Raw genomic sequence first — 26154 nt, 5'->3', positions numbered from 1 at the left:
TTTCGAGCCGCCTCACTGGCGCATGTGCGACGCGCCGCCGACGTACCAGGTCTGACCGTTGATCCATTCGGCGTCGTCGGACAGCAGGAACGCGGTGACGGCGGCGAGGTCCGCGGGTTTGCCGAGCCGCGTGACCTTGGCCGCCATCAGGAACATCTGCTGTATCTGTAGATCGTTCTGGCGTTCCTGGGTCTCCCCCATCACCAGGCCCGGCATCACGGCGTTGCTGCGAATCCCCTTGGCCCCGTAGTTGTTCGCCACATGCCGGGTGAGCTGGTTGACCGCTGCCTTGGAGGCGTTGTAGGCGACGTGCATCGGGTCGGTTCCAAGTGAGCCCCCCGATGAGGTGTTGACGATGCTGCCGCCGCCGTTTTCGAGCAGATGCGGCAGCACCGCCCGGATGGTGCGCACGAAGCCGAGCAAGTTGACGTCGAGGGTGCGGTGCCATACCTCGAACGGGGTGTCGAGGATCGTGGTGTCACGTCCGAGATTGTCCTCCGACAAGTCGGCACCGACGTTATCCAATCCGTGGACCGCACCGAACTCCGAGATCGTGGCGTCGACGAGGTGCCGGACGGATTCGTCGTCGGCCAAGTCGAATTCGACTGCGATGGCACTGCCGCCGGCGGCCGTGATGTCTTCGGCGGTGGCTTTCGCCCCGGCCGCGTTGATGTCACCGACGACCACCGATGCGCCCTCGGCGGCCAACCGTTTGGCCGTACCGGCACCGATGCCGGTCGCTCCCCCGGCGATGATGAACGTCTTGCCCTCAAGCCCGCGCATGGTTGGTTCTCCCCTTTCAGCCCTGTGCGTCGCCGAGATCGACCTTCTCGATCGGGTTGGATCTTTCGAGCATGCCGAAGGTCTCCTCGCCGTCCCAGCGATAGCGCACGCCGGCTTGTTGCAGGGCCGGGAAGTTCGGGTTCTCCTTCTTCATCTCGCGCACCGAGAAGGTGTTGTCGTTGTGGTGGATGTCGTGGGTCGAGTACACCGTCTCTCCCTCGATGTGCACCGCGCCGTCGGCGGTTTCCAGCACCACCGAGACGTCTTCGCCGAGGGCCTGCAGCTTGGTCAGCCAGGGTGCCTCCACTGCCCGGGCCGGGATCAGCTCACCGTCACCGGTGAAGATGTAGCCCTCGTTGAAGGTGGGTCGGCCATCGTCGCGCGGTGGGTAGGCGATGTAACCAAAAGCCTTGCCGCTGGGGAAAACCGCCGATTGCCAAGCGTGGCCCCAGAAGCTGCCCAGCTTGCGGACCCCCTGCCTGCGGATCCGCAGACCGCTGCCGGTGAAATCCTGACTGTCCCCGTCGATCGTCACCGATCCGTTCGCCCGGAACAGTTGCTCGTAGCGGGGGCCGCCCATCAGCTCGCCTTCCACCGAGTTCTTGATCCGGTCGGCCGCGTCCTGCTGTAACGCCCCCTGGACCCATGGCGGGACGGCCATCTTGGCCTCGACGTGGAACGCCACGTCGACCAGGGGGCCGTCCGACTTGCCTGCGACCAAATCTGCCGCCGACGTCTGAACGGCCTTGCCCGCGTACGTCATCGTCCAGGTGTCGAACGGATCGATGCAGCGGAAGGCCAGGCCGCCGGCTCCGAGAACGGTCGGCTTGCCGTCGGGCCCTTCGGCAGGCAGGGACGGACCGCCGTCGCGCAGGCGGTACACCCGGCCGTCGGGGAACGCGACATTGATCTGCATCTCGTGGTTGTCCCAGTTCGCGGCGACGGCCTCGATCCCGATGCGGGGCAATCCGATCCGCCCGCGGTCGTCGACGGTCCAAAAACTCACCGAGTCCCGCATTTCCGGATTGTCCGGGCGGTGGGCGAACACGTACTCGCGGGACGGGTCGATACCGCCGGTGAGGTCGATTGCCATGTGAAGTCCTGTCCTAGGTGGCGTGGTTGGTCCAACGGGCGCTGTGTTCGGAGTACCGCGCGAAGCGGGGCCGGACCTGCCCCAGGTCGATGTCGAACATTGCCGGGTCGGCATGCGAGCTGGCCTCGCGTTCGGTGGTGGCCACGGTCCACCAACTGTCCATCCGCGCGGCGAACTCGTCGGTCACGGGCTGGCCGAGCCAGGCGTAGAGGCCGGTGACCTCGCCGATCGGATCGCCCTGCATGGCCCGGAAATCGATGTCGTAGAAGCGGTCCTGCGCGCCGTCCGCACGGAAGCGCAAGGCCCGGTCCATGCCCAGCGACCAGTGTTCGACATTGAGCCTGCCGATGTAGGGCCGGTCGATCTCGTCGGTGAAGGTTCCGATGATGTCGGCGTACAGGTCTGCCACGGACAGGATGACATCGGTCGGATCCCGGTGTGTCATCACGAATCTGGCGTCGGGAAACACCTGGCTGACCGCGTCCAGCCACAGCACGTGCGATGGACATTTCAGCCGCCACGGCCGGTCGGGTTCACCCCATTGCAGCAGCTTCATCACCCGCCGCTGATATGCCAGAGTCGTTGTCAGGTCGGCCTTCTCCACGAGCCAGGTGGAGTACGTGGGCACCTGGGCGAAAGACTGGAACAGATGTGACTTGAAGTCCAGGGCCATCAGCTCGTGGCATTCCATGGGACCGTGCGTGTCTGCGGGCACGTGATACCGGGTACCGACCATCTCCCCCTTGTCGGGCGGGACCCGCGGGTCCAGACCCCGAACTGTGGAAGGCGGCGGGCACGGCTGCGAGGATTCCCATCGCCGCAGATACCGGATGTCCGGGTCTTGCGCGAGCAGCATCGACAGCGCCGTAGAACCTGTGCGTGGCAGGCCCAGGCCGATGACGGGCGCGACGATCGGGACCTCGTCGATCTCCGGGTGGCGTCGGTACCAGTCTTCTACGTGCAGGCGCTGGGCCAGATAACCGGTGATGCGGGGGTAGAGGAACGCCTGTCCGCGCTCATTGAGCCGGGCCTCGGTGTCCAACGAGGACAGCAGGATGCCCAGTCCCTCTTCGAACGAATCGTCGCCGAAGTCCGTCAGACCGGTCTGCTCGGCGGCACCGGCCTTGATATCCGTGACAGTCGGCATCTCAGTTCATCCACTGCCCGCCGGCGACATCGATCGTCTGCCCGCACAGGTAATCCGCCGCCTCCGACGCCAGGAATGCCACCATGTTGGCCGCTTCCTCGGGCAGCGACGCGCGGCCGAGTTGCACCTGCGTGGTGATGGCCTCCAGGATCGCCCCCCGGCCCGCGAAATGGGCCGGCGTCTTCGGGTCGAGCAGGTACTCCATCATCTCCGGTTTGATCATGATCCCCGGCGCGACGCCGAGCACGTTCACCCCGCGCGGGGCCACCTCGTGGGCGAGATTGCGGGTGAAGCCGACGACACCCGACTTACAGGCGTTGTACACCACCAGGCCGCGCTGCTGGATGCGGCCGCCCACCGACCCGATGTTGATGATCTTGCCCGACCCCTGCGGGAGCAGGAATTCCAGCGCGGCATGGGCGCCGTACATCATCATGGTCAGGCTGCCCAGCACCGTGTGGTCGATGTCGGCCTTGGTGTGGTTCTCGAACGGACCGCCGACGACCATGACGGGGTTGTTGACCATGATGTCCAGCCCGCCCAGTTCTTCGTGCGCGGTGTGGACCGCATCGTGCACCTGATCCCAATCGGACATGTCGGCCTTCACCGGGTAGGCCTTGACCCCCCACCGCTGTTCGATCTCGGCGGCGCGGCGCTCTACCTTCTCGAAAGTTCGCCCGATCAATGCCACGTCGGCGCCGAGGCCCGCCAAACGGTTGGCGATGGCCTGCCCCAGGCCGTCTCCTCCGGCACCGGTCACAAACGCCTTCTTGCCCGACAGGTCCATCAACTCGGTGACCCGTTTGTCGATGATGTGGCGCGGCAGGCTGTCGAGATTCAGGGCCGCGATGGCCTCGGCGTCGTCTTGCACCGTCATGGGGTGTCTCCTCTCACCATGGCTTCGATCGCAAACGCTATGGCCCGGGACAAGCGGGGAGGTAATACCGATTTCGGGTTCCAGTCATGCCGAGATTCGATGGCTGGTATATCTCGAAGCGATGGACACCCACCGGCTCAAGTACTTCCTGCGCATCGCCGAGGAGCGCTCCATCACGCGCGCGGCCGGCGTGCTGGGCATCGCGCAACCGGCCTTGAGTCGCCAGCTTCAACTGCTCGAAGAGGACCTCGGCGTCACGTTGTTCACCCGTACCCGTCGCGGCGTCGAGCTCACCGAGGCAGGCGAGCGGCTGCGGGCGTCGACGGCCGGGCCGCTGCGGCAGTTGGAACTGGCCGTCCAGTACGCCGGGACCCCGCTGGCCCGGCTCGACCGCACCCTGCGCCTCGGGTTACCCGAGACCACCGTCGACGTGTTGGCCGCACCGCTGCTGGCCAGCCTGACCACCGTCTTCCCAGAGGCGACGTTCTCGGTGACCGTCGGGAGTACCGACCACCTCGTCGAGGCCATGCTGAAAGGTGCGGTCGACGTGGCGCTCATCAACCCGGTGCCCGATGAACGCGTCTTCTATCGAGAGTTGTTGGCCGAAGAGCTGTTCCTGATCGGTGGACCCGAGTCGGACCTCGATGGCGCCAGTGCCGTGGGGTTCAGCGATGTTGTCAAGTTGCCTCTGGTGGTACCCCGGTCGTCATCGGGTATCGGTGTGGCGCTGCAGAATGCGGCGTTGCGCGCCAAGGTCCAGTTCAGTCACCGGACGACGACGGATTCCGTTGCCGTGATGAAGAGCATGATCGAGGCGGGTATCGCCTACGGGGTCCTTCCGCTGTCGGCGTGCCGTCGCGAAATCGACGATGGGCGTTTGAGATTCGTGGTCGTCGCGGATTCCGCGCTCAGTCAGCGTCTCGGCGTCGCCGCAACCGAGCAACTCGACCTGCCTCGTGAGCTCAGCGTGAAGATCGGCGACACCATCCGCGAGGAAGTCGCCGCCCTGGTGAGGACCGGCAGGTGGAGTGCGGAGTTCGTCGCCACTCGACCCTGGAATCCGATGCACGGGTGATCTCGGCGCGTGTAGCCCAGATTGAGGACCAACGTCCCTATTCGCAGCGACCGCGGCGGCACATACTGACAACAGCCACACTCGTTCAGGAGGGCCGCAGACATGACCGAAGCGCCTCAACCCCGACCCGACGAACCAGCCGCCCGGCCCAACCGACTCGGGCAGGCTGCCGCCGTGGTGGGCATCGTCGCCGGGATCCTCTTCATCGTTGCCGTCATCTTCTTCAGTGGAATGATGATCGGTGCAGGCCAGGGCTATCACCACGGCGGCTACCGTGGCATGTCCGATGACCGGCAGACTTCCTGCCCGATGATGGACCACGGCAACATGATGGGACCGGGCGGCATGACGGGTCCGGGCGGGATGATGGGACCGGGCGGCAACATGGGGCCCGGTCGTACCTCACCGATGATGCCGAGCCCGGGACCCGCACCGCGGCCCTGATGCGCCAGGCACTTCATCGGGTTTCGTTGCCTGGCACGCCCGGTGCCTCGATCACCGGGCCAAGCCCGTGATCCACCACTACGGATCGTCACCCTCGTCTTCTTCCGGTGGATGGAAGAGATCCTCGGGATGCCAGTAGTGGTTGACCCGGTCCTGGCCGGTGTCCAGGAGTGGTGGCGGGATCCATTCGACGCGGCCGTCGTCGCGGATGCGGGTGGTCCATCCACCGTCGCGCACCAGCCGGTTGCTTTTCGGGCAGGCCAGGGTGAGGTCGGTGATATCGGTGCGGCCACCTGTCGCGAAATCTTGTCTTGCGTGGTGGCATTGGCAGCGGTCGGGTGGACAGGTGCAGCCTGGCCGGGTGCATCCGCGGTCACGGGCGTGCAAGACGAGACGCTGTGCGGGACTGGCGATGCGCTTGCTGCGCCCCAGATACAACGGCACCTCGCGGTGGTTTTCGAACACCGCCAGGTAGTGATTGGCGTGGGCAGCCATGCGGATGACATCGGCGATCGGTATTTGTGCGCCCGAGGCCGTCAGTCCGATTCCGGCCATGGTCTCGAGTTCCCGCAAGGTGGTGGTAACCACGATGGTGACCGGTAATCCGTTGTGCTGACCGAGTTCCCCCGACGACAGCGCGTTTCGGCCGATGGCGACCAGGGCGTCGTGGTTGCGTTCAGCGACGGTGCGGGTATCTGCCGCGATAGCCTCCGCGCTGGGAGTGCCAGTGGTGCAGGGATGTTCATCGGCGAGGTTGCACATGCCGGGGGCGCCATAGCGGGACAGGATCGGGTCGAGGGTGGCGCGGGCTTCGGGGGTGAGCCGGCCGCGGATTTCGCTCGTGCCGTCGGCGTTTTGGGGCCCGATGATGAGTTCCCCGTGACGTTCGGGTTGTTCGTCATTGGGTGCGTCACCGTCTTGGTTGAGCAGGAACGCGATCCGCTCGAGGCACTGGCCCAGGATTTCTGGGCTGTTGCCGGTGGCGATGCGGGCCAGGTCGGCGTCGATCTGGGCGTGGGTCGCGGCATCCAGCGGCACGGGTGGCTTGGCGAAGAACTTCCGGATGATCGCGAGGTGTTCGGCGTTGATCTGTCCCGCCGCCTGAGCTGCGGCAACTGCCGGCAACACCGGCTCCAACGCCTCACCGGTGACGGTGGTGCGTGGGCCCAGGTTCGCGGCTTCGATGACGCGCCGTTTGGCTTCTTTGGTGCTGATGCGTAGCCGGATGGCCAGGACATCGGCCCAACTTTTCGCACCGATCTCGGCCGCGGTGGTGCGCGACTGCATTTCAGCCAAGAGCCCGTGGTCCACCGCAGGCGCGCACCGGACCTGATGTTCGCGCCGCGACTGCAGTTCCAGCAGTTCAGGCAGGCTCAACGTCTGATAGTTGAGGGCGGCCATTTTCGCGCAAACGGCGTCATACTCGTCGTAGACAGCCAGCACCGTCTCCCGATCGGAGACGGTGTTCGAATACATGTTCGAATTCTACCGCCGATCACCGACTCCCCGAGCAGTTATCCACAGCGCACGATCTATCCACAGATCTTGCCGCACAAGGGAATCAGACCTTGACAGCCCGGCCAGCGGCCGCCCGCGCAGCAATGGCCGCCAGGACGAACCCGCCGAGCGCCGACCAGCCCAGCACGCCGTCGAGGCCGTTCTTGGCCATCAGGGTCAACGCGGCGCCGGCGACACACAACAGCACGCCGGTGACCACCGACCGGGCGCCGCTGATCTGAACCCGGTCGTCCCACCACGGCAGCGGGCGATGCTCCAGCGGCGACAGCAGCCGGAAGGCCGCCGCCATGAGAACAGCGAAAACCACTGCACGCAAAGCCAGATGGGGCCAGAAGGCCGGGGCGTGCGGGTCGAACGCATCCAGGCCGAGGGCATGCAGACTGAACGCGGCGATCGCGATCACCGGGATGTGCCACAGGTACAGCGTCATGGCTCCCCCATTTCCCGTCGCCACCACGTACCAGACTCGCGGACGCGCGGCCCAGCGCCGGATCGGGTCCGCAGCGGCGATGAACAGGCACGGCATCCAGGTGCAGTGCAGTGCCAGCAGAAGTGTCGGCGGTGACACGTTCGACACGTGCTCGGTTCCGGTGACGACGAGGGACACGTCGTAAATGCCGGTGAACGCGAGGATCACCTGCGCGGTGAAGGCGAGGACCGCGATCGCGATCGCCCGCCGCGCGCAGATCAGATGGCGTGCGTAGGCCACCCCGATCACCACCGGAATCAGCCAGACGATGATCAGGTTGGCGGTGCCCGCCTCGGGGGTGCCGACCGCGAAGCGGATCGCATCCACCACTCCCGACGCGGCGATCAGTCCGGCGACCACCCATGCCAGCGCCCGGCCCGTGTGCAGGCGCATCAGTGCCGGGACGAAGGCGAGCACCATCAGGTAGACACCGAGGAACCACAACAGGGCCACGCATTCGCGCCCGAGCGCAGCGGCGGACTCGGCCCCCATCGTCGCGTGCACCACGACCAGTACCACCGACCACACCGCCAGGTACCAGAACACGGGCCGGCACAGGCGCTGGGCACGGGCGAGTAACCACGCGCCCCACGAGCGACCGGAATGCCAGCTGTAGGCACCCGCAGCCCCTCCGGCCAGGAAGAACAGCGGCATCACCTGCAGCACCCAGGTGATCGGGGCCAATGCCGGGAGTGCACCGAGGATGTTGCCGACCCGTACGCCCCCGGAATCGATGGTGGCCAGCAACAGGGCGCAGTGCCCGAAGATCACCACGAGCAGGGCGCCCAGGCGCGCGACATCGACCGCACGGTCCCGGTCGGGCTTGGTGTCCTGGGTGACGGTGTCCTGGGAGGGCACAGCCTCGTCGATTGGCATGACCTCAGTCTGCCGGTCCGGGCGCCGGGTCGGGATGGGTATTACTACGTGTCTGCCGGCTGACCGAGCACGGCCACAACCACCGATCGGTCGAAACTATTGGCCGACCACACGCCGATAGCGGAGTTGGCGCAGTCGGACAGGATCGCGAAATCGATCGGGTCGTAGTACCACTGGTTGAGGATGTCGATGCCGTTGATCGCCAACGCCGGGTTGATGGCGACCGTTTCGGCGACCCGGCCGCGGAATCCGGCAGCCTCGGCCCGCGACTGAGGCGTCGATCCGTCGGAGCCGGCATGGTCGTCCAGGCTGCGGTCGGCGAGCAGATCGTTGGTGTGCCATTCGGCCGCCAACCGCAGCTTCGGGTCTGCCTTCACATTGGTCGTGCAGCCCGCCTGACGCTGGATCGTGAACACGTTGGCGATCACGCCGCTGTTCAGCCGCTGGTTGTCGGCGTGCGCGGGCGCTGGACCCCATGCGCCGGAAACCGCCGACAGGGTCGCGACGGTGGCGATCAGACCGGTTCGAATTGCGAAATGAGCCATCGGTTTTCGACCTTGTCGAGGGTGACCCGCACGCTGGAGGTGGATTTGGTCGGCGGACCGGTGCCGATCGTGGTGGTCTGGTCGACGAGCACCAGGACGACCGCGTGCCGGGGCGACGCCGATACCGACGCGGCAGCCGGCACTGTCGCCACCGCCGAGATCACCTGCTGCTTGGCCCCCGGGATGACGACGTCGTCGATCAGTTGCGTGTACTGGTCGCGGAACTCACCGGTGAGCCGGTCAGTGGCCGCGGGCAGCTCGGTGTCCACGGTGTCGGGTCGGTACGACAGGATCGCCACGGTGCTTTCGCTCGCGGCGCGGACGGATTCCGCGCCCGCCGCCTGTGCCGATCGCGCGGTCCCGTCCTGCCATTTCAGGAAACCCGCCCCAAGCGCCAGGATCAATGCCACGGCGGGCAGCACACCGAACGCCAGCACCCGCGTCCACGAGATGGACCGGCCTCCGGGCTGGTCCTGTTCTGCGGGCCCGGCGTCGTCCTCGATCACTCCTTCGACGGCCAGGTCGTCGGTCTCCAGCTCATCGGCCCTCGGATCGGAGAGCTCCGCTGCGGTATCTGTGGTCATGGCACGAACTCCACATTCGACACTTTGACGTCGTCGCCAACCTGCTCAACGCTGATGCGCATCCGCCAGCGGCGCGGATCTTGTTCGGGTGCAGCGCCGGTCGAGGTCTTCACCGACACGGCGACCAATACGCGCGCCTCGTCACCGGTCTCGGACTCCAGGCCGGCCTCGGCGACGGTCCCACGGGATGTCGACTGGGTCCGCTTGACGATCTCGACGAACGGGCCCGACCGCTTCTCGAAGTCATCGCGGAAGGTACCGGTCGCCGAATCCAGGATCCGCTGGATGTCGGCGTCGGCCTCGGAGTGGCTGATCGAGGTGAGGTTCACCGCCGCCTGGCGCGCCACCTGCACGAACAGGTCGCGCTGCTCCTCGGCGGCGTGGGATCGCTGATCGCGGTAGCCCAGCCAGCCGGTGAGGGCAGCCAGCGCTGCCACGACGACGAGCACCAGCGCGATCGGAATACGGATGCCGGGACGGCTGCCGGTGTCCGGCTGGTCTAGCCGCTCGGCGGTGTCAGCATGCTCTGCCATGTCTTGCCTTTCGTGCTGTCGGCGAGGTCGGAGTCGGTGTAGGACCGGCCGTCCGGCGCCAGATAGGTTCCGGTGGCCGGGTCGTAGGGGACGAAGGCCACCGGCGGCGGCGCGGTGCCGGTGCCTTGCGGGGGCGGCAGTCGCGGATCGGTGCCCGGCGCGTACTGCGGCACGCCCTGGCCGGACAGCGTCTCGTTCGGATCGCCCTTCCAGTTCAGGCCGTCGTTCAGCGGGACGTACTCCTCGTCGCTTTCGCACAGTTCGACGGTCGGCGCACGCTTCCACGGCTTGGTCTCGCACGGGATGTTGCGCACGCCACGAACATTGAGGGCCGAGTCCTGCGGAACCCGGCAGTACAGCTCGCCCGCGGGCCGTTCCGGGTAGTCCTGGTCGGACGGTGACCTCTGTTGGCGCACCGGCAGGAATCCGGTGTTGCATGGTGGCGGCAGGTTGAGGTTCAGATTGAAGTCGAGGTAGATGCCCCGGTACGCCTGTTTTGTGTCGGCGTTGGCCAGGGTGATCGCCGACATCACGGCCGTCCCCTGCGGGTACAGAACCAGCAACTGTTCCAGATCGTTGCGGTAGGTGACGGCGATGTCTCCGAGGCTCACCATGTTGGCCAGCAAGACGGGCAGGGTTGGGGCCACCCGGTCGAACAGCGCCTTGCCCTCCCTCAGTGCCGGCGCTCCTTTGGTCAGCAGATCCGCGAACGCGGCGTCCTGGGTTTTGAGCTGGCCGGTGATCGCGGCCATCCGCTGTGCCCACGTCGCAATCGAATCAGCAGTCTGCACTTGGGAATTGAGCACCGGTGGAGACTGATCGATCAACTGCGCGAGCGGATCGACGGTCTTGCCGCCTTCGATGGCCAGGGCGGTCGAACCATCGATGATGCGGGACAGCTCGGGTCCCAGTCCCCCGACGGCCTTGGCCGACTCGTCCACCACCGTGCGCAGATTGTCCGGCGGAATGGCCTGCAGGGCCTTGTTGGTCGCATCGAGCAGGTTCCCGATGTCGGCCGGGATACGCACCTTGTCGACGCCGATGACGTCGCCGTCGCGCAACGTACCGGTCGCGCCGGGGTCGGGAGTCAGTTCGAGGAACTGCTCCCCGACCGCGGACCGGCTGTGAACGGCGGCCGAAACCGGGGACGGCACTGCGATGTCCGAGTCCAGGGTCAGCACCGCATCGACTCCGGCACGGGTGACGCCGATCGATTTGACCCTGCCGATCTCGGTACCGCGGTAGGTGACCACCGAGGTCGGGTACAGCCCACCCGCGGCGGGCAGTTCGACCGTGACCGTGTACCGGCCGAATCCGATGAGGGCCGGGACCTTGACGAAGCCGAATGCCATGATGCCCACGGCGACGACGGTGATCGTGGACAGGATCGCCAACTGGATCCATACCGATCGGGACAGCCGGATCATGTCAGTACGCCCCCCATTGGTAGGGAGCGATCAGCGGGTTGCCTGCCGTGTACGGGCTGGGCATCTGGCCGATCGTGCGGCCCCACTGCATTTCGAGTTCGGTGAGGTTTCCTTCCCACCGGGTTCCGGTGAACAGACTGCTGTCGATCCGGCTCAAGGTCAGATCGACCACCAGCGTGATGTTGGCGAAGTCGCCGCGGAACCAGTTGGCCACCGTGCTCTTCACCCACGGATACGTCGACAGGAAGTCCAGGCCCCGGGTGAGTGCGGGTCCGGCGTTGGCGAGTTCCCGCAGCACCGGCGCGATGTTGCGCAAGTTGTCGACGAGCGATTCCTTGGTCTGGGCGACGGTCGAGGTGGCGATCGCACTGAACTTTCCGAGTGCGTCGACGGCATCGGCGATCTTGGTGCGCTGCTCGGACAACACGGCGAGCGCCTTCGGGATCGTGGTGAGCGCGGTGTCAACGGTGTTGTCCCGGGCCGCAACCTGACCGGCCAGCGAGTTGAGCCGCTCGGTGGCGGTGATGATGTCATCGGTCTGGGCGTTGAGCCCAGCGATGAAGGTGTCCAACTGGCCGAGGAGACTGCGCATGTCGTTCTCCCGGCCCGCCAGTGCCTTCGCGAAAGTCTGATTGATCTCCTGCAGCTGGGCCAGCCCGCCGCCGTTGAGCAGCACCGACACCGACGCGAGAGTCTGCTCGGTGGTCGGATAGGTGGCGGCGGCAGACAGCGGGATCACCGAGCCGTCGGTGAGTTCGCCGCGTGGCGCCTCGCCCACCGGCGGTGCGAGTTCGATGTGCATGGAGCCCAGCAGGCTGGTCTGTCCGAGTTTGGCGGTGCTGTTGGCCGGCAGGTGGACGCCGCCGTCGATGCGCATGGTCACCAGGGCATGCCAGTCCTGGACTTCGATCTTGGTGACATTGCCGATGTTGACGTCTCCGACGCGCACGCGGGTGTTTTGCTGGATCACCACCACATCGGGCAACTGCGCCTGGATGGTGTACGAGCCGTCTCCGTTGCCCTGAGTTCCCGGCAGACTCAGCGAATTCAGCCCGCGCCATTCACATCCCGGGATCACCGCCAGGCATACGACGATGAGTGCCGCGACCACCAGCCGCCTCATGGAGTCCCCCGGGGAACATCAAGCCCGGGAGCCCTAGTTGTTCTTCACGGGTAGGTTGTGAACGCGTAGGCGCTCGATTGGTGTCATTCCGCCGATGCCGGTGTGGGGTCGGTGGTGATTGTAGTGATGCAGCCAGTGCTGGTAGGTTCCGGCGCGTTCGGCCTCAGAGCGGTAGGTCTGCGCATAGGCCCATTCGGTGGTCAGGGTGCGGTTGAATCGCTCGACTTTGCCGTTGGTCTGTGGCCGGTAGGGCCGGGTCCTCTTGTGGGTGATGTCGGGGCCGAGCGCTTCAGCGAAATTCTTTGACCGGTAACAGGATCCATTGTCGGTCAACACTCGTTTGACGGTGATGCCGTGGTCGGCGAAGAACGCGTTGGCGCGTTTCCAGAATCCCGCGGCGGTTTCTTTGCGTTCGTCGGTGAGGTCCTCGGAGTAGGCCAGCCGGGAGTGGTCATCAACGGCGTGGTGCAAGAACGTGTATCCCATGCCGCAGCGGTTGCGCCGGCCGGCTTGGCGACCCAGCTTGCGATGGCCGCCCCCGTCGGGGATGCGGCCCAGTTTCTTGACGTCGACATGGACCAAGTCGCCGGGAGCCGGGTGCTCATAGCGGCGGGGTTTGGGCCGGCGTACCGGTAACCCGGTGTTTTGGTCCAGGTGCCGCAGCAATGGCATCCGGTAGCGGCGCAGCACCGCCTCAACGGTCGAGCGTGGCAGGTGCAGGTAAGCGGCGATGCGATGTGGGCCCCAGCGCCGGGTGAAGCGCAGGTTGACGATGCGCCGCTCACGTCGTTTCGGCAACCGCAACGGACTGCGATGCGGCCGGCTGGGCCGGTCTACCATCGCTGCTTCGCCACCGTCGCGATAACGGTCGGCCCATTTCTTGGCTGTGGCCACCGAACATTGGAACCGCTCAGCCGCGCGCCGCAAACTCCAGCCCTGATCAACAACCGCCTGCGCAAGCCGCAACCGCCCACGAGGAGTCAACGAAGCATTAGCGTGGACCATGAGGACCTCTCGGTAATCGGATGTGCGTATTTGGTAACCACACCGATACCGGAGGTCCTCACCTACTTCCGCTCACCACGCCGTTCACAACCTGTCTGGGAGTTACACCTAGTGCGGGATCGGTTTGGATCGGCGCAGGCTGGGATTCCGCCGGTGCCGGTGGCGGGGCCTGTGCTGCCGGCGGCAGGTGCGGATTGAGCCGGTCCTCGCTGTATGTGATCTCGTTGGGCCGCGCTGATGCCCCGACGAATGGATTGATCCCGAGCGGCGGGAAGTTGTACTGGCGGTTCTTGATGATCGGCGCGAGGTATTGCACGCACAACTTCGCCGATTGCTCCCAGTCCTTCCGGGACGCGGCTTGTACTGCGCTGCAGATGAACTGGACGGTGTTGGCGAAATTGACCGGCGCCAGGATCCCGGTCACCGCGCTCTGTGCCGGCTGGTAGATGTTCATGAAGTTCTGGAACACCGTCGGCGCGATGTGCAGGACCTGCTTGACGTCGGCGCGACTGTCGTTGAGTGCGGTGGTGATCGCGTTGAGGCGGTCGAACGTGACGCCGAGGCCCTCGCGGTTCTCCGCGACGAACCCGCGCAGGTCGTTGACCGCTACGTCGAGGGCCTGGGTGGCGTTGGCCACCTCGTCGGGGCTGTTGCTCAGCACGGTGCTGATGTCGGCGAGGTTGGTGTTGAACGACGCCAGCAGATCGCTGCTCGAGGTCAGCGCGGATACCAGCAGTTGCAGATTGCGGACGGTGCTGAAGATGTCGGTGCTGTGATCGCCCAGCGCCGAAACTGCTTGCGACAGTTTGATCACCGTGTCCCGGGCGGTATCGCCCTGGCCGCGCAGATTGTCTGCCGCACTGTTGACGAACTCGCCGACCGCACTCGGCCCGCCGGGGGTGGTTGGCTGCAGGGAGTCGGTGAGCTTCTCCAACTGCTGGCGCAGATCGTCCCATTCGACGGGAACCGCGGTGCGTTGCCGTGGAATGGCCGCGCCGTCGGCCAATTTCGGACCGCTCTCATAGGCCGGAACGAGTTGGAGTGCGCGGGCGCTGACCAGTGACGGCGACAGAATCGCCGCCTGGACGTCGGCGGGAACCGGGTATTGCCTGTCTACCGTGAAGGTGACCTTGGCGGCGTCGGGCTGGGGTTCGATGCTCTCGACCGTTCCCACCGCCACGCCGAGGATGCGCACCTCGTCCCCGGTGTAGAGCCCGTTGGTGTTGGCGAAGTAGGCGGTGAAGGTGTTGTCCCTGACCCGATCCCACCACGGGGTGGCCACCACGGTGATCGCGAAGACCAGGATGACGCTCAGCGCCGAGGCGATTCCGATCCGCAGTACGCGTGTCGACATGGTCACCGCCCGCCTTCTGCCGGTACCGGCGGCCCGAAACTGGGCGGCGGGAGTTCCCCTGGCGCGGGGGCCGATGCGGGCGGTCCGGGCGGCGGTCCACCCGGCGGCGGAGCGGGCAGTGGTTCCCGGTACGGATAACGCGGATCTCCCGGCTTGCCGGTGATCGCGTCGGGCAGGTACAGGTTCGGTTCCCCACCTTGTCCGGTGCGCGGGTACGGCATCGGCAGCGGCGGGGTACCCGGCTGGCCGGTTCCCGGATCGACCAGTTGCGACGGCAGCAGCACATTGGGATCCAGGCCCAGATCTGAGAACGCGGAATCGACGAAGGGCTGGGCGATCTGCCCGGGCAGCAGGTTGACCAGCGACGCCTTGAAGAACGGTCCTGCCCCGAGCACTTCGCCGAACGACATCGCATAGCGGCGCAGCAGATACAGCGTGCGCTGCAGTTCGCCCTTGCGGTTGTCCAGGATCTCCAGCACCCCGTTGAGCTTGTCGACTGCGGGTTTGAGTTGCGTGCGGTTGTCGGCGACCAGGCCCGAGATCTGGTGTGACACCGCGGTGAGGTTGTTCATCAACGCGTCGACCGAGTCACGCTGGGACAGCAGTTCGGCCAGGAGTGCGTTGGTGGTCACCACCAGGTTGGCGATCTGGTCGCTGCGCTTGGCGAGCACACCGGTGACCTTGTTGGCGTTGGCCAACAGGTTGCGCAGTTGGGCGTCACGGGAGTTGAGCGTGTCCGAGAACCGGGCCACGCCTTCCAGCGCGAGTTTCAGATCCGGCGGGGTGTCGCGGAATGTCTCCGCCAATGTGGTGAGCGCCGAGGACAGCTGCGTGGTGTCCAGTCCGCTGATCGTGGTGGTCAGATCCCCCAGCGCGGAGGGCAGGTCGTAGGGCGAGGTGGTCCGTTCGATCGGGATGGGTCCGGTCAGTGTGCCGTCGCCTCGGGAGGTCAGCTCGAGCACCTTGGTTCCGAGCACGGTCTCGGTCTTGATCGCCGCCTCGGTGCGCTCACCCAGTTCGACGCCGTCGCGGACGGTGAAGTCCACCAGAACCCGGGCTCCCTGGAGCCGGACCTGTGCGACCCGGCCCACGCTCAGTCCCGAAACCCGCACATCGCTGCCGGATTTGATGCCGCCGGCCTCTGAGAAGTAGGCAGAGTAATCGGATGTGCCCTTGACGAACGGAATCTTGTCGTAGGAGAAGGCCGCCAGCACCGCCGCAGCGAGCAGGAGGATGGCCACGGCACCAACGGCGGGCCGGCTGCGCTCCGCCAGCGGCTTGATCGTGGGCCGCTCGATGGTGAGCCGCTTGAGTTTCAGTCGCGTCATTTCGGCGTGCACCGTCCCGAATCCTGGCCGGCGAGTTTGACATACACCGGCTGGCCGCCTTTTCCGTTGAGCTTGAGAATCGCGTCGCACAGGTAGAAGCCGAAATAGTCGCCGTAGAGCCCGTTGCGAGCGAGCACCTGGTACGCGTCGGGCAGGGTCTTGACCAGGTCGTCCACGTAGTCCCGGTCGGCCATGATCTGCCCGGAGAACCGATCCGTCTGGGTCACGGCCTCTTTGATCGGTTCGCGCGCGGTGGTCAGCAGGTCGGCCACCGAGCCGGCGGCCGCGTTGACATAGGCAGTCCCGGTGGCGATGTCGGATTTGCGTTCGGCCAGCCCGGCAACCAGCTCCGACAGCTTGTCGAGGCCTTCGGCGAACTGTTCGTCGCGTTTGGCGAACGTGCCGAGCACGGTGTTGAGGTTGGTGATCACCTGACCGATCAGCTGGTCGCGCCCGGCCAGCGTGGTGGTCAACGCCGAGGTCTGGGCCAGTACCGACGAGATGGTGCCGCCCTGACCCTGGAACACCTTCAGCAGTTCCCCCGACAGCGCGTTGACCTGATCCGGGTCCAGCGCGCGGAACAACGGCCGGAATCCGCCGATCAGGGCGTCGACGTCCAGTGCGGGCGAGGTGCGCTCCAGCGGAATCGACTGTCCCGGCTGAAGTTTGCGAACAGATCCGGGCCCCTCGTCAAGGGACAGGTAGCGGTCGCCGATCAGGTTCTCGTAACGCACCGCGGCGCGGGTTCCCTCGGTCAACGTCAGGGTCTTGTCGATGGCGAAGTCGACGGTGACTGTCCCGTCCTTGTGCAGCGTGAGGTCCTTGACCTTGCCGACCTCGACGCCGGCGATCCGCACGAAATTGCCCCCCTTCAGCCCGGACACATTGGTGAACACCGCGCTGTAGGAAGCGCGTGCATCGAACCGGAACTGTCCGAACACGGTCACCAAGATGAAGGTGAAGACCAGGCTCAGTGCGGTGAACAGCACCACCCGCGTCGCAACGCGGAAAGTCGCGCGCCTCATGGCTGTCCCTCCTGTGGCGCCGGCTGCGGACCTGGCGGAGGGCCCGGTGGCGGTGGGTAGAGCGGCGCTCCGTCCGGTCCGAATTCGGGGGCGCCGTAAGCAGGTGCGCCCGGGTACGGCGGCAACGGACCCGGCGCAGGCGCGCCCGGATAGCGGATGCTCGGCGGTTCCGGCACCGCGCGGGTGACCGGGAAATAGTTGGCCCAGCCGGGAAATCCGATGCCGGGATTGGGCCGGACGTCCAGTCCCGTGCCGAACCCTGTGTCGGTCACCAGGTACTTCACTGGGAAGTTCTTGCTGACGTCCGGCAGCGAGCCGCAACTCGGCCTGCCACCGGGCCCGCCCGTGGCATTGACCACCGGAAGGTTGTCCGGATACCGGTAGGGATCGTCGCCTGCCAGCAGGGCCGCATCCATGATCACCGATTTTCCGTTGCCGCCCAGCGCATCCCGGCCGCCGTGTTCGAGGAACCAGACCGCCCCCTGGAACAGGCAGGTGTAGGTGGGTGAGTACTTCATGAACAGTGCGGTGGTCGGATCGAGCAGGTTCAGCGCACGCACGAGGTTGGGTTGGTTGGCGCCGAGGGTGTCGATGCCCGAGCGGGAGAAGCCGACCGCGGACAGCAGCAGCTCGTCGAGCGCTCCGGCGTGGGTGCTGATGGTGTTCGCCGTCGTCGAGAAGGAGTCCAGGATCGACAGGATGTCTTGCGCGGCAACGGAGTATGCCTGGGTCGTCGCTCCGAACAACTGCCAGTCCTGACGGATGGTGTCCATCCGGGGGTTCACCGCGAGCAGCACCTTGTTGGCGTCGGTGATGGCCTGGCCGATGACTTCCCCTTTGCCGCGCAGGGATTCGCCGACGGCGGCGAGGACCGCATTGAGTTTCGCCGGGTCGATCGCCGTGACAACGGACTGCAGGTTCTCGAACACGGTATTGACCTCGACGGTGACGTTGCGCGAGTGCAGCACCGCGCCCGGTCGGAGCGGCTCGGTACTCGCACCGCCGTCCGGGACGATGAGGTCCACGTATTTGGCGCCGAAGGCGGTGCTGGATTTGATCTCCGCCTCGACGTTGCCGGGGAGGTACGCGAAGTCGTCGGGATCGATCTTGAGTCGGAGCCTCGCGCCTGCGTCTCCCGCGGTGGCGTCGGCTGCGATCGACGAGACTTCGCCGATCTGGACACCGCGCAGCTTGACCTTGGCGCCGTCCTCCATCACCAGCCCGGCCCGATCGGAGACCAGGGTGAGCGGGACGGTACGGCGCAGCGTGCCGGTGAACAGCAGTGCGGTCAGGGCGGTCACGGCCACGATCACGATGACCAGGACCGGAGCCCACCAGATCGGGTCGATCTTTTCTCGCCGGGGTGAATTGGTCATCGCGGCTACCCCGACAGGTGGAAGTTTCCGGACTGCCCGTACACGGACAGCGTGATGGTCAACAGGATGAACACCCCGGCGGTGATCGAGGTGCGGACCGCGCGGCCGACCGCTTCACCGACGCCGGCGGGTCCACCGGTGGCGGTGTAGCCGTAGTAGGTGTGGATCGCCATCACCGCGGCCGCCATCGCGAGCGCCTCGGTGAACGACCACACCAGGTCGGCTGGGTGCAGGAACGTGGTGAAGTAGTGGTCGTACACACCCCGCGACTGGCCGTAGATGATCGTGGTGCCGAACCTGGTGGCCAGAAACGACATCAACACCGCAACCGTGTAGATCGGCACCACTGCCATCACCCCCGCGACGATGCGGGTGGACGCCAGATAGGTGATCGCCCGGATGCCCATCACTTCCAGCGCGTCGATCTCCTCGTTGATCCGCATGGCGCCCAGTTGCGCGGTGGCACCGGCACCGATGGTGGCGGCCAGTGCCACACCCGCGGTCGCGGGAGCTATGAACCGGACATTGAGAAAGGCGCCCAGAAACCCGGTGAGAGCTTCGATTCCGACGTTGGACAACGTGTTGTAGCCCTGGACGGCGATCAGCGCACCGGTGGTCAGGGTCAGGAATCCGACGATCACGACGGTACCGCCGATCACCGCGAGCGCTCCGGTGCCCATGCCCATCGTGGCGATCAGCCGAAGCACCTCGCCCGGATAGCGCCGCAACGCATCACCGGTGGACAACAACGCCTGGCCGTAGAAGGCGGTCTGCTCCCCCACGCGGCGGGTGCCGTCCACCGCCCGGTTCAGGATTTCAGGCCCACGGTCCTCGGAAGTGGTTGTCACGGAGCCACCTTCACTCCGAACGCGGTGGCCAGGATGTTGATGAAGAACAGCGCCATGAAGGCGAACACCACGGTCTCGTTGACCGCGTTGCCGACAGCCGTCGGGCCGCCGCCCACCGAAAGGCCCTTGTAGCAGGCGATCAGGCCGGCCGACAACCCGAACAGCAGCGCCTTGACCAGGGACACCACGACCTGCGGCAGACCGGTCAGCAGCGTCAGGCCGGCCACGAAGGCCCCGGGCGTGACGTGCTGGACGTAGACCACAAACACGTAGCTGCCGGTGAGCCCGACCACCGCGACCACCGAATACAGCATCAGCGCAACGAAAGTCGCGGCGATCACGCGCGGAACCACGAGCGCCTGCACCGGGTTGACCCCGATGACCTTCATCGCGTCGATCTCCTCACGGATGGTCCGCGCGCCCAGGTCTGCGCACATCGCGGTGGCGGCAGCGCCGGACACCACGATCGCGGTCACCACCGGACCGACCTGGGTCACCGACGCCAGGGCGGCACCGGCGCCGGACAGGTCACCCGCCCCCACCTCGAGCAGAACGATGTTGAGGGTGAACACGATCAGCACCGTGTACGGGATGGACAGCACTACGGTGGGCACAATCGACACCCGCGCCACGAACCAGATCTGATCGAGCAGCTCGCGCCAGGCGAACGGCGGGCGCGCCATCGCGGCGAAGGTCTCGCCGGCCAGGACGACGAAATCGCCGACCGCATAAGCGGGTTTGGCCCAGGCGACCCCCATCACGACCGACTGCCGAGGAAGACAGGCACGGGGTTACCCCGATCGCCGCGGGACGGCGACGCATGACGGCGACAGCGGCGTCGTTGCCGCGCTGTCCGAGCACTCCCGTGCGGATCCCACATTCATTCCCATCGTCGCCGAGCCTGGGCGGGAGGTTAGGAGTGGGCCGATTAGCTGTCAACGCACGTCAACGGGAAACATGGCCGTCAATTACCGATACTCGCTGGCTGCAACGTTTGCGCGGGTTCGGCTCAGGCCGATCAAATCAGGACGATCCGAGCTGTTGCGAGCGGGCCTGGTCGCGCGGATGATGCCCGCGCCCTGGCGCTGCGGTCAGACCCCGACGATCGGCCGGGCGAGCTCCGCTCGCGCGCGCCGCTCCACCAGCAACGGCACGAACTCGCGGATGGGGCTGGACTGGAAGTGTTCCTGGGCGCGGCGGACACATCCTGTGATGTCCTCGTCGGTCGTGTCCGGGTAGGCCGCCCCGAGGCGGATCAGCAGTTCGGCGATCATGATTTCTTCGCTGATCCTGACCATGGCTTCAGAATCCGCTGGACCTGCGCGTTAGTCAAGATCTGGGGAACTGAGCGGAATGAAGACACAGATGGCACGATCCGTAACGTGGACCACTCCGCCGACACCGCACAGGCTCAGTCCCTCCTGGGTGAGTTGTGGCGGCACGTGGAGGACGTGTCGACGCGCCTGGAGAAGGCGGAGCGGCGCAAGAGCCGTGCGTCGGCATGCGATCGCCGCGAGGCCGGCAAGTTGCGTGCCGATCTGTACGAGACGCATCACCTGATCGACGCCATTCATCGCAGGTTCCCCGAAACCTGCCCGCACCGCGAGGCCGAGACGGCACCGGGCGGGCCCTGACGGCCCGATTTCGGCCAATTCCGGGTGCCGTGGAGAAAGACATGAGGTTGCCGGACGCCGTTCCTGTCTCACCGGACTTGCGAGCGCAGTAAATTGCTGCCGTGGGGAAACGACGGTTGGCCGGCGGCAGGGGTCGGTTGCTGGCACTCGCGGTCTCGGTCACCGTTGCCGCGGGCATGGTCTATGTCCAGAACACCGAGTCGAAATGTTGCGCCGAGGTCCCTGCGGCGACGGCGCCCGTAGAGCAGCAGCAGCCGGCGCCGGCGGCTCATCAAGCCGAGTTGGTGGCGGCCAGCGCACCCGTGGTGGCCCGTGACTTCCAGTTCTCCCTGCCGAAGGGCCCGGCACCCGAGGGCGGCCTACAGGTCAAGACCATCTGGGTGGCCCGCGCCATCGCGGTGATGTTCCCCGAGATCACCACCATCGGCGGGTATCGGCAGGATGCGCTGAAGTGGCATCCGAACGGTCTCGCGATCGACGTGATGATCCCGAAGTATCACTCCAAGGAGGGCATCGAACTCGGTAACCAGATCGCCGGTTTCGCCCTGGCCAACGCCAAGCGGTGGGGTGTGCTGCACGTGATCTGGCGGCAGGGCCTCTATCCGGGCATCGGAGCGCCGCATTGGACCGCCGACTACGGGAACGAGACCCTCAACCACTTCGACCACGTCCACATCGCCACCGACGGCGGCGGCTACCCCACGGGCCACGAAACCTATTTCATCGGCTCCATGAGCCGCTAGACGGACTCGCGGTCAGGCCGCGCTGCTCACATACACCGCCGACTCGCCGATAGTGGCCACGCTGTCGCCGATGATGGTTCGCAGCAGGGCTTGCTGCTCGCGTTGTCCGCGGGATACCGCGCGATCCATGCCGCTCGGCGATGCCATCGCCGCGGCGCTGCGCACCAGATTCACCGGCATCTTGACCAGCGGATACCACGGCGGCATGTAGGCGGGCAGCCCGAGGACACGCATCGCACTGGGCCCGAGGAACGCGCTGGTGATCGACAGGTGCTGCGCCCATGCCAGGCGGCGACGCAGGCCCCCGATACCGCGGTAGTGCCACGACATTGGGTCCTCGGCCATCGGAACCGACAACTGCTGCGTCGTCTCGTCGGGAACGGCCAGCGCGGTGGACGTGTGATAGAGCACGCGGATGCTCTCGCGGAAGGTCCTGGGCAGCCATTCGTCCTCCACGCCGATCAGCCAACCGACATAGCGGGTCAGGTGCGCGATGGCGTCGAGTTCGCCTGGCGCAGGCAGGATTCCCATCGCGAGCGAGGCCACCGGCGGCGCGACGAGTGCACCGACCAGTGTCGCGGCCATATCGGTCTGGTTGACGGGTACCCCCCACTCGTCGGCGCGCCAGTCCGGCATCGTCGCCACGTGGCGACGCACGAACGCGTGGATCAACCGCACGTGCAGGGTGGACCGGTACCCGGCCCCCAGGGGGTCGAGGCCGCCGTCGGAGATGACGTCCATCGCCCACTGCATCGTCTCGGCGAAGCGCTTGTTCGACCCCTTCTCCAGGGCACCCGTGCGCAGCAGGGTCTTGTTGAACCCGGAGAACTGATAACCGCCGAGCAGCGACACGTCACGCGCGATCGACATGCCGTCGGAACCGCCCCGCAGCAGTGCGCGCTGCCCTTTGCGCAGTTTGTCGCGGTCCACCCACGCCGGGACAGTCTCGACGCCGATGAAGAACTCGCGCAACGGTTCCGGGGCGTCGGGCACGTTGTCGATACCCTCGGCCAGAGCCTTCTCGAACAAGGGACGCATCTGCGCCATCCCCGCCGACGACATCCAGTCGACCAGGCGGTCCATCGGCTCGTCCCCGACCGTCAATCGCTCGCCCAAGCGGCGCCACTGCTGCGCGTCGGGGTTGCGGACGCCCAGCATCATCGAGAACGTCCGAATGGCACCGGGAACGGCGAGCGGCCGTTCGGGATGGCGAGCCGGGATGTTCAACGTGACCTCCTGGACAGAACGGGCCGAGATGACTGACTACATACGTAGTCAGAATGTAGGCGCCGGGTAGGGTGCTGTCAATGAAGCGCGTACAGGTGGTGCGCGGCTACGGCGGCGTCAGTGCGGCCGACCGCCGCACGGAACGACGAGGCAAGCTGCTCGCCGCCGGACGCCAGATCTGGGGCGAATCCGGGATCACCGAGGTGACCGTGCGGGCCGTCTGCACCGCCGCCGGGCTGACCTCGCGCTACTTCTACGAACAGTTCGAGAGCCGAGACGCCTTGCTGTTCGCCATTTCCGATGACGTGCGGGATCAGCTGCTCACCGCGCTGGTGAACGCGGGCGTCGGGGACCCGGGCACGCTGTCCGACAAGCTGCGGTCGGCGCTCACCGCGTTCCTCGACATCATCGCGGCCGACCCCCACATCCACCGCATCGCCACTGGCGACGTGAGCAGCGTCGCCGGACTGGCAGAGCACCGCACGCACATCCTGGAGATGATCACCGGCCTGATCGTCCAGCTTGCGCCCGATGTCCTGCACGCCGCGACACCGGGCCCTGCCGAGTTGCGCCGCGGCGCACAGTTCATGGTCGGTGGCGTGAACCAGATCATCGAAGCCTGGCTGGCGAATCCCGCCGAAACCACCGAGGAACTCGCGGCCGAATGCGCCGACCTCTGCGTTGCGGTGGTGCGAGGGATCACCCGGGCGGGCGACTAGCTCACGCCCTGTGTGGCCGTCACATCCGGGCAGTAGTTGTGGAGCGCCGCGGTCACCACGAGCGTGGCCTTCTCGAACGGATATGCCGACCGGGCCTCGGCGATCTGCATCGCCAGATCATCGGGCCGCATCGCCGGATCTTCGTGGGCACTCAGACACGCCTGCTGACCGAGCTGCACGAGAACGTCCCGATTGTCATCGGAGACCGGCAGGCCCAGCGAGGACACCTCCGCGAGATAGCCCTGATCGTCGGCGCGAGCCGCCGGGGCCACGGCGAGCCCGGCCGCGGCCGCAGCCACCAATACGGAGATCATCGGCGCCTTCATGCTCGTCACACTGTCAGATCCGCGTCAGGATCCCGCGGACGCGCGCCGTCGGCGCAGCCCGGTTCTCACCGCGCCGGCCCTACATCCAGCTCGGCGGCCTGATCGAATTCGCCACGTCGACAAGCCGGTAACGATGCCGCCGCCGTGGCGAGTGCCGCGCCAGCTCCCGCAGCACCTCCTCGATGCCGACGCGCAAACCGCGTTGGTCGAAGGCATGGCCGAGGATCGGCTCGCCGGCCGAGGGCAGCGCGCCGGACCGGAGCCAGTCCAGCGCGACACCGAGAACGAACGCCCGGATCTGCAGAACGCGCGGCTCGGTCTCGGGCAGAGCAGCCACGCGCCGTGCGGCATCACGCAACTGCGCCTCGGTGATCTCGGCGTTGGTCCGCCCCTCGAGCAGCATCACCGCCGACGTCAGTTGGGCCTCCCCGTAGTGGCGTGAGGTCACCGGGACGTGATCGAGCACATCGATCGCGGCGGGCCGGTCGCCCTGGCCTGCGAGCAGTCGGGCCAGGCCGAACGCCGCGCTGACCATCGCATGGTCGGTGCGCCACAACGTCCGATAGCACCGTTCTGACAACTGCCGCAACCGTTCCGCGTTCGGCGCGTCGTCCGTGGCCAGCAGCAGTTCGGCAGTCGCGGCGGCGGCCAGCTTGGGTGCGGGCTCACCTGGAAGCAGGGCCGCGACCCGCTCGAAACTCGCCAGGGCCGCCCCGAGATCACCGGATGCCAGGCCGGCGATCCCATCGTCCCAGTCCTCCCGCCATTCGTCCTCGGCGTCCTCGACCGGTACCGGTTCCGGCAGGCCGTCCGCGACGTCGCGGGCCTCCAGCGCTACGCTGCGCCGACGCCCGTCGACGAACACATCGGTGCCCTGCAACGCCAGATCGACGCCGAATGTGGAGCGAGGCACGCTGAACAGTGTCGACGTCCGGGGACTCGGCAAGCCCGTCTGCTCGGCGACGATCTCGTGCAGGACGCCCCGGCACTGGTCCGCCATCTCGTCGACGGACGAGAACCGTTGTGCCGGCCGAGGGTTGGTCGCGCGGACGAGCAGCCGATAGAAGGATTCGTACCGCTCGAACAAGGGCACCTCGTCGCGGGCGGGCAATGTCTCGGCATAGCGATCGCTGGGCAGGTCGACGGTCAGCTTGGCCAGGGTTCGGCCCACCGTGTAGACATCGGTGGCGACCGACGGTCCGGTCCGGACGATCTCGGGTGCCTGAAACCCTTTGGTGCCGTAGATGTAGCCGAAATCCCCGACACCGGACACCGCGCCCATGTCGATCAATTCGATGTTGTCCTCGGTGAGCATGATGTTGTCGGGCTTGAGATCGTTGTAGACCAGGCCGAGTGAGTGCAGATACGACAGCGACGGCATGACGTCGAGCAGGTATCCCAGCGCCTGCTCCACCGGCATCATCGGTTTGGCCGGGTCCCCGGACGCTGCCTGCTGTTTCGCAAGGATGGCTTCCAGCGTGGTCCCGCCGATGTACTCCATCACGATGTAGCCGACCGGGCGCCCGTCGAACCCCGGGTGTTCGACGAAGTTGTAGATCTTGACGATGCCGGGGTGGTTCACCATCGCCAGGAACTGACGTTCGGCGACGACGATCGCCTGTGCCTGTTGCGCTTCGGGTTGGAGCAGACCTTTGAGCACCACCCACCGATCGCTGACATTGCGGTCGACGGCCAGATAGATCCAGCCGACACCGCCGTGGGCGATGCAACCCTGAACCTCGTACTGGCCCGCAACCAGCTCGCCGGTCTCCAGTTGTGGTGAGAACGAGAACAACGCGCCGCAATGCGGGCACACCCCTTCGCACGGCCCGGGCCCACCGGCAGTCCCCCGGCCGACCGGTCGGCCGCAGCCACTGCATTCCCGTTTCGACTCGGCGACAACGGGATTGGTGAGTAGCGCGCCGGCAGGCTCGATGTCCTCCCTGATCGGGATCTCGACCAGGCCATCCCCGATCCGACGACGCCCGGTACGCAACCGCGGGCGGGTGCCCTCGACCTTGACCGGTGACGACTCGGTCACCAGGACGGCTCGCGTTCCCTCCTGCTCCGCCATG

Annotated in this window: 27 protein-coding genes; 5 read left to right on the top strand and 22 right to left on the bottom strand. The window is 66.4% G+C overall.

Going from position 1 to position 26154, the window contains the following annotated elements; genetic code table 11:
* Positions 1 to 12: 12 nt before the first annotated feature.
* From ACNQVK_RS18725 to ACNQVK_RS18710, 4 genes are all read right to left on the bottom strand, one after another.
* On the bottom strand, positions 13 to 783 hold the full coding sequence (locus ACNQVK_RS18725) for an SDR family NAD(P)-dependent oxidoreductase (RefSeq protein WP_418030689.1): 771 nt from the start codon (positions 781 to 783) through the stop codon (positions 13 to 15).
* A gap of 16 nt (positions 784 to 799) precedes the next feature.
* Positions 800 to 1801, bottom strand: a complete 1002-nt coding sequence (locus ACNQVK_RS18720; protein WP_418034214.1) for a hypothetical protein — start codon at positions 1799 to 1801, stop codon at positions 800 to 802.
* Between the two features lie 88 nt (positions 1802 to 1889).
* Positions 1890 to 3023 (bottom strand): sulfotransferase family protein, encoded by a 1134-nt coding sequence (locus ACNQVK_RS18715; protein ID WP_418030688.1) that lies wholly within the window; start codon positions 3021 to 3023, stop codon positions 1890 to 1892.
* Between the two features lies 1 nt (position 3024).
* The gene (locus tag ACNQVK_RS18710) at positions 3025 to 3900 is read right to left on the bottom strand and encodes an SDR family NAD(P)-dependent oxidoreductase (RefSeq protein ID WP_418030687.1); all 876 of its coding nucleotides are present in this window, start codon (positions 3898 to 3900) and stop codon (positions 3025 to 3027) included.
* Positions 3901 to 4021: 121 nt separating this feature from the next.
* Between ACNQVK_RS18710 and ACNQVK_RS18705 the strand changes: the two genes are divergently transcribed.
* Entirely contained in the window at positions 4022 to 4975 is a 954-nt protein-coding gene (locus ACNQVK_RS18705; protein WP_418030686.1) for a LysR family transcriptional regulator, read from the top strand.
* Positions 4976 to 5077: 102 nt separating this feature from the next.
* Entirely contained in the window at positions 5078 to 5419 is a 342-nt protein-coding gene (locus ACNQVK_RS18700) for a hypothetical protein (RefSeq protein ID WP_418030685.1), read from the top strand.
* A 78-nt stretch (positions 5420 to 5497) separates the two neighbouring features.
* Here ACNQVK_RS18700 and ACNQVK_RS18695 read toward each other — a convergent pair whose 3' ends face one another.
* The 15 genes from ACNQVK_RS18695 to ACNQVK_RS18625 all read right to left on the bottom strand — a co-directional run bounded on the left by ACNQVK_RS18695 (position 5498) and on the right by ACNQVK_RS18625 (position 20728).
* On the bottom strand, positions 5498 to 6895 hold the full coding sequence (locus tag ACNQVK_RS18695; RefSeq protein WP_418030684.1) for an HNH endonuclease signature motif containing protein: 1398 nt from the start codon (positions 6893 to 6895) through the stop codon (positions 5498 to 5500).
* A gap of 85 nt (positions 6896 to 6980) precedes the next feature.
* Entirely contained in the window at positions 6981 to 8282 is a 1302-nt protein-coding gene (locus ACNQVK_RS18690; protein ID WP_418030683.1) for an acyltransferase family protein, read from the bottom strand.
* 44 nt (positions 8283 to 8326) lie between these two features.
* Positions 8327 to 8827 carry a CAP domain-containing protein gene (locus ACNQVK_RS18685; protein WP_418030682.1) on the bottom strand — a complete coding sequence of 167 codons (501 nt, stop codon included), beginning with the start codon at positions 8825 to 8827 and terminating at the stop codon, positions 8327 to 8329.
* Positions 8797 to 9411, bottom strand: coding sequence for a hypothetical protein (locus ACNQVK_RS18680; protein WP_418030681.1), 615 nt, complete (start codon positions 9409 to 9411; stop codon positions 8797 to 8799). The genes ACNQVK_RS18685 and ACNQVK_RS18680 overlap by 31 nt, the downstream gene beginning before the upstream one ends.
* Positions 9408 to 9944 (bottom strand): Mce protein, encoded by a 537-nt coding sequence (locus ACNQVK_RS18675; protein WP_418030680.1) that lies wholly within the window; start codon positions 9942 to 9944, stop codon positions 9408 to 9410. The genes ACNQVK_RS18680 and ACNQVK_RS18675 overlap by 4 nt, the downstream gene beginning before the upstream one ends.
* Positions 9911 to 11371 carry an MCE family protein gene (locus ACNQVK_RS18670; protein WP_418030679.1) on the bottom strand — a complete coding sequence of 487 codons (1461 nt, stop codon included), beginning with the start codon at positions 11369 to 11371 and terminating at the stop codon, positions 9911 to 9913. The genes ACNQVK_RS18675 and ACNQVK_RS18670 overlap by 34 nt, the downstream gene beginning before the upstream one ends.
* Before the next feature lies 1 nt (position 11372).
* Positions 11373 to 12494, bottom strand: coding sequence for an MCE family protein (locus ACNQVK_RS18665; RefSeq protein ID WP_418030678.1), 1122 nt, complete (start codon positions 12492 to 12494; stop codon positions 11373 to 11375).
* A 33-nt stretch (positions 12495 to 12527) separates the two neighbouring features.
* On the bottom strand, positions 12528 to 13499 hold the full coding sequence (locus ACNQVK_RS18660; protein WP_047328144.1) for an IS481 family transposase: 972 nt from the start codon (positions 13497 to 13499) through the stop codon (positions 12528 to 12530).
* Between the two features lie 58 nt (positions 13500 to 13557).
* Positions 13558 to 14853, bottom strand: a complete 1296-nt coding sequence (locus ACNQVK_RS18655) for a virulence factor Mce family protein (RefSeq protein WP_418030677.1) — start codon at positions 14851 to 14853, stop codon at positions 13558 to 13560.
* A gap of 2 nt (positions 14854 to 14855) precedes the next feature.
* Positions 14856 to 16181, bottom strand: coding sequence for an MCE family protein (locus ACNQVK_RS18650; protein ID WP_418030676.1), 1326 nt, complete (start codon positions 16179 to 16181; stop codon positions 14856 to 14858).
* Positions 16178 to 17206, bottom strand: a complete 1029-nt coding sequence (locus tag ACNQVK_RS18645) for an MCE family protein (protein ID WP_418030675.1) — start codon at positions 17204 to 17206, stop codon at positions 16178 to 16180. Before ACNQVK_RS18645 ends, ACNQVK_RS18650 begins: the two co-directional genes overlap by 4 nt.
* On the bottom strand, positions 17203 to 18582 hold the full coding sequence (locus tag ACNQVK_RS18640; RefSeq protein WP_418030674.1) for an MCE family protein: 1380 nt from the start codon (positions 18580 to 18582) through the stop codon (positions 17203 to 17205). Before ACNQVK_RS18640 ends, ACNQVK_RS18645 begins: the two co-directional genes overlap by 4 nt.
* A 5-nt stretch (positions 18583 to 18587) precedes the next feature.
* Positions 18588 to 19430, bottom strand: coding sequence for an ABC transporter permease (locus ACNQVK_RS18635; RefSeq protein WP_044518893.1), 843 nt, complete (start codon positions 19428 to 19430; stop codon positions 18588 to 18590).
* Positions 19427 to 20188, bottom strand: a complete 762-nt coding sequence (locus ACNQVK_RS18630) for an MlaE family ABC transporter permease (protein WP_418030673.1) — start codon at positions 20186 to 20188, stop codon at positions 19427 to 19429. The genes ACNQVK_RS18635 and ACNQVK_RS18630 overlap by 4 nt, the downstream gene beginning before the upstream one ends.
* Before the next feature lie 333 nt (positions 20189 to 20521).
* A complete protein-coding gene (locus ACNQVK_RS18625) occupies positions 20522 to 20728 on the bottom strand; it encodes a three-helix bundle dimerization domain-containing protein (RefSeq protein WP_418030672.1) in 207 nt (68 codons plus the stop codon).
* 84 nt (positions 20729 to 20812) lie between these two features.
* On the opposite strand from ACNQVK_RS18625, the gene ACNQVK_RS18620 reads away from it, so the two are divergent.
* The gene (locus ACNQVK_RS18620; RefSeq protein ID WP_418030671.1) at positions 20813 to 21064 is read left to right on the top strand and encodes a hypothetical protein; all 252 of its coding nucleotides are present in this window, start codon (positions 20813 to 20815) and stop codon (positions 21062 to 21064) included.
* Positions 21065 to 21156: 92 nt separating this feature from the next.
* Positions 21157 to 21807 (top strand): glycoside hydrolase, encoded by a 651-nt coding sequence (locus tag ACNQVK_RS18615; protein WP_418034213.1) that lies wholly within the window; start codon positions 21157 to 21159, stop codon positions 21805 to 21807.
* Positions 21808 to 21819: 12 nt separating this feature from the next.
* On the opposite strand, the gene ACNQVK_RS18610 is transcribed toward ACNQVK_RS18615, so the two are convergent.
* Positions 21820 to 23034 carry an oxygenase MpaB family protein gene (locus tag ACNQVK_RS18610; protein ID WP_418030670.1) on the bottom strand — a complete coding sequence of 405 codons (1215 nt, stop codon included), beginning with the start codon at positions 23032 to 23034 and terminating at the stop codon, positions 21820 to 21822.
* 80 nt (positions 23035 to 23114) lie between these two features.
* On the opposite strand from ACNQVK_RS18610, the gene ACNQVK_RS18605 reads away from it, so the two are divergent.
* Positions 23115 to 23753, top strand: coding sequence for a TetR/AcrR family transcriptional regulator (locus ACNQVK_RS18605; protein ID WP_418030669.1), 639 nt, complete (start codon positions 23115 to 23117; stop codon positions 23751 to 23753).
* On the opposite strand, the gene ACNQVK_RS18600 is transcribed toward ACNQVK_RS18605, so the two are convergent.
* On the bottom strand, positions 23750 to 24079 hold the full coding sequence (locus tag ACNQVK_RS18600; protein ID WP_418030668.1) for a DUF732 domain-containing protein: 330 nt from the start codon (positions 24077 to 24079) through the stop codon (positions 23750 to 23752). The two genes, ACNQVK_RS18605 and ACNQVK_RS18600, sit on opposite strands and share 4 nt — an antisense overlap.
* Before the next feature lie 79 nt (positions 24080 to 24158).
* Positions 24159 to 26153 carry a tetratricopeptide repeat protein gene (locus ACNQVK_RS18595; RefSeq protein WP_418030667.1) on the bottom strand — a complete coding sequence of 665 codons (1995 nt, stop codon included), beginning with the start codon at positions 26151 to 26153 and terminating at the stop codon, positions 24159 to 24161.
* Position 26154 lies beyond the last annotated feature (1 nt).

It is taken from the genome of Mycobacterium sp. 134 (assembly GCF_048282715.1).
Lineage (GTDB): Bacteria > Actinomycetota > Actinomycetes > Mycobacteriales > Mycobacteriaceae > Mycobacterium > Mycobacterium septicum.
This window is presented reverse-complemented; position numbering and strand designations above follow the sequence as displayed.

What these genes read in the sequence shown, in the direction of transcription:
- ACNQVK_RS18725 (WP_418030689.1), bottom strand. Translation starts at nt 783, where the DNA reads ATGCGCGGGCTTGAGGGCAAGACGTTCATCATCGCCGGGGGAGCGACC.
- ACNQVK_RS18720 (WP_418034214.1), bottom strand. Translation starts at nt 1,801, where the DNA reads ATGCGGGACTCGGTGAGTTTTTGGACCGTCGACGACCGCGGGCGGATC.
- ACNQVK_RS18715 (WP_418030688.1), bottom strand. Translation starts at nt 3,023, where the DNA reads ATGCCGACTGTCACGGATATCAAGGCCGGTGCCGCCGAGCAGACCGGT.
- ACNQVK_RS18710 (WP_418030687.1), bottom strand. Translation starts at nt 3,900, where the DNA reads ATGACGGTGCAAGACGACGCCGAGGCCATCGCGGCCCTGAATCTCGAC.
- ACNQVK_RS18705 (WP_418030686.1), top strand. Translation starts at nt 4,022, where the DNA reads ATGGACACCCACCGGCTCAAGTACTTCCTGCGCATCGCCGAGGAGCGC.
- ACNQVK_RS18700 (WP_418030685.1), top strand. Translation starts at nt 5,078, where the DNA reads ATGACCGAAGCGCCTCAACCCCGACCCGACGAACCAGCCGCCCGGCCC.
- ACNQVK_RS18695 (WP_418030684.1), bottom strand. Translation starts at nt 6,895, where the DNA reads ATGTATTCGAACACCGTCTCCGATCGGGAGACGGTGCTGGCTGTCTAC.
- ACNQVK_RS18690 (WP_418030683.1), bottom strand. Translation starts at nt 8,282, where the DNA reads ATGCCAATCGACGAGGCTGTGCCCTCCCAGGACACCGTCACCCAGGAC.
- ACNQVK_RS18685 (WP_418030682.1), bottom strand. Translation starts at nt 8,827, where the DNA reads ATGGCTCATTTCGCAATTCGAACCGGTCTGATCGCCACCGTCGCGACC.
- ACNQVK_RS18680 (WP_418030681.1), bottom strand. Translation starts at nt 9,411, where the DNA reads ATGACCACAGATACCGCAGCGGAGCTCTCCGATCCGAGGGCCGATGAG.
- ACNQVK_RS18675 (WP_418030680.1), bottom strand. Translation starts at nt 9,944, where the DNA reads ATGGCAGAGCATGCTGACACCGCCGAGCGGCTAGACCAGCCGGACACC.
- ACNQVK_RS18670 (WP_418030679.1), bottom strand. Translation starts at nt 11,371, where the DNA reads ATGATCCGGCTGTCCCGATCGGTATGGATCCAGTTGGCGATCCTGTCC.
- ACNQVK_RS18665 (WP_418030678.1), bottom strand. Translation starts at nt 12,494, where the DNA reads ATGAGGCGGCTGGTGGTCGCGGCACTCATCGTCGTATGCCTGGCGGTG.
- ACNQVK_RS18660 (WP_047328144.1), bottom strand. Translation starts at nt 13,499, where the DNA reads ATGGTCCACGCTAATGCTTCGTTGACTCCTCGTGGGCGGTTGCGGCTT.
- ACNQVK_RS18655 (WP_418030677.1), bottom strand. Translation starts at nt 14,853, where the DNA reads ATGTCGACACGCGTACTGCGGATCGGAATCGCCTCGGCGCTGAGCGTC.
- ACNQVK_RS18650 (WP_418030676.1), bottom strand. Translation starts at nt 16,181, where the DNA reads ATGACGCGACTGAAACTCAAGCGGCTCACCATCGAGCGGCCCACGATC.
- ACNQVK_RS18645 (WP_418030675.1), bottom strand. Translation starts at nt 17,206, where the DNA reads ATGAGGCGCGCGACTTTCCGCGTTGCGACGCGGGTGGTGCTGTTCACC.
- ACNQVK_RS18640 (WP_418030674.1), bottom strand. Translation starts at nt 18,582, where the DNA reads ATGACCAATTCACCCCGGCGAGAAAAGATCGACCCGATCTGGTGGGCT.
- ACNQVK_RS18630 (WP_418030673.1), bottom strand. Translation starts at nt 20,188, where the DNA reads ATGGGGGTCGCCTGGGCCAAACCCGCTTATGCGGTCGGCGATTTCGTC.
- ACNQVK_RS18625 (WP_418030672.1), bottom strand. Translation starts at nt 20,728, where the DNA reads ATGGTCAGGATCAGCGAAGAAATCATGATCGCCGAACTGCTGATCCGC.
- ACNQVK_RS18605 (WP_418030669.1), top strand. Translation starts at nt 23,115, where the DNA reads ATGAAGCGCGTACAGGTGGTGCGCGGCTACGGCGGCGTCAGTGCGGCC.
- ACNQVK_RS18600 (WP_418030668.1), bottom strand. Translation starts at nt 24,079, where the DNA reads ATGAAGGCGCCGATGATCTCCGTATTGGTGGCTGCGGCCGCGGCCGGG.
- ACNQVK_RS18595 (WP_418030667.1), bottom strand. Translation starts at nt 26,153, where the DNA reads ATGGCGGAGCAGGAGGGAACGCGAGCCGTCCTGGTGACCGAGTCGTCA.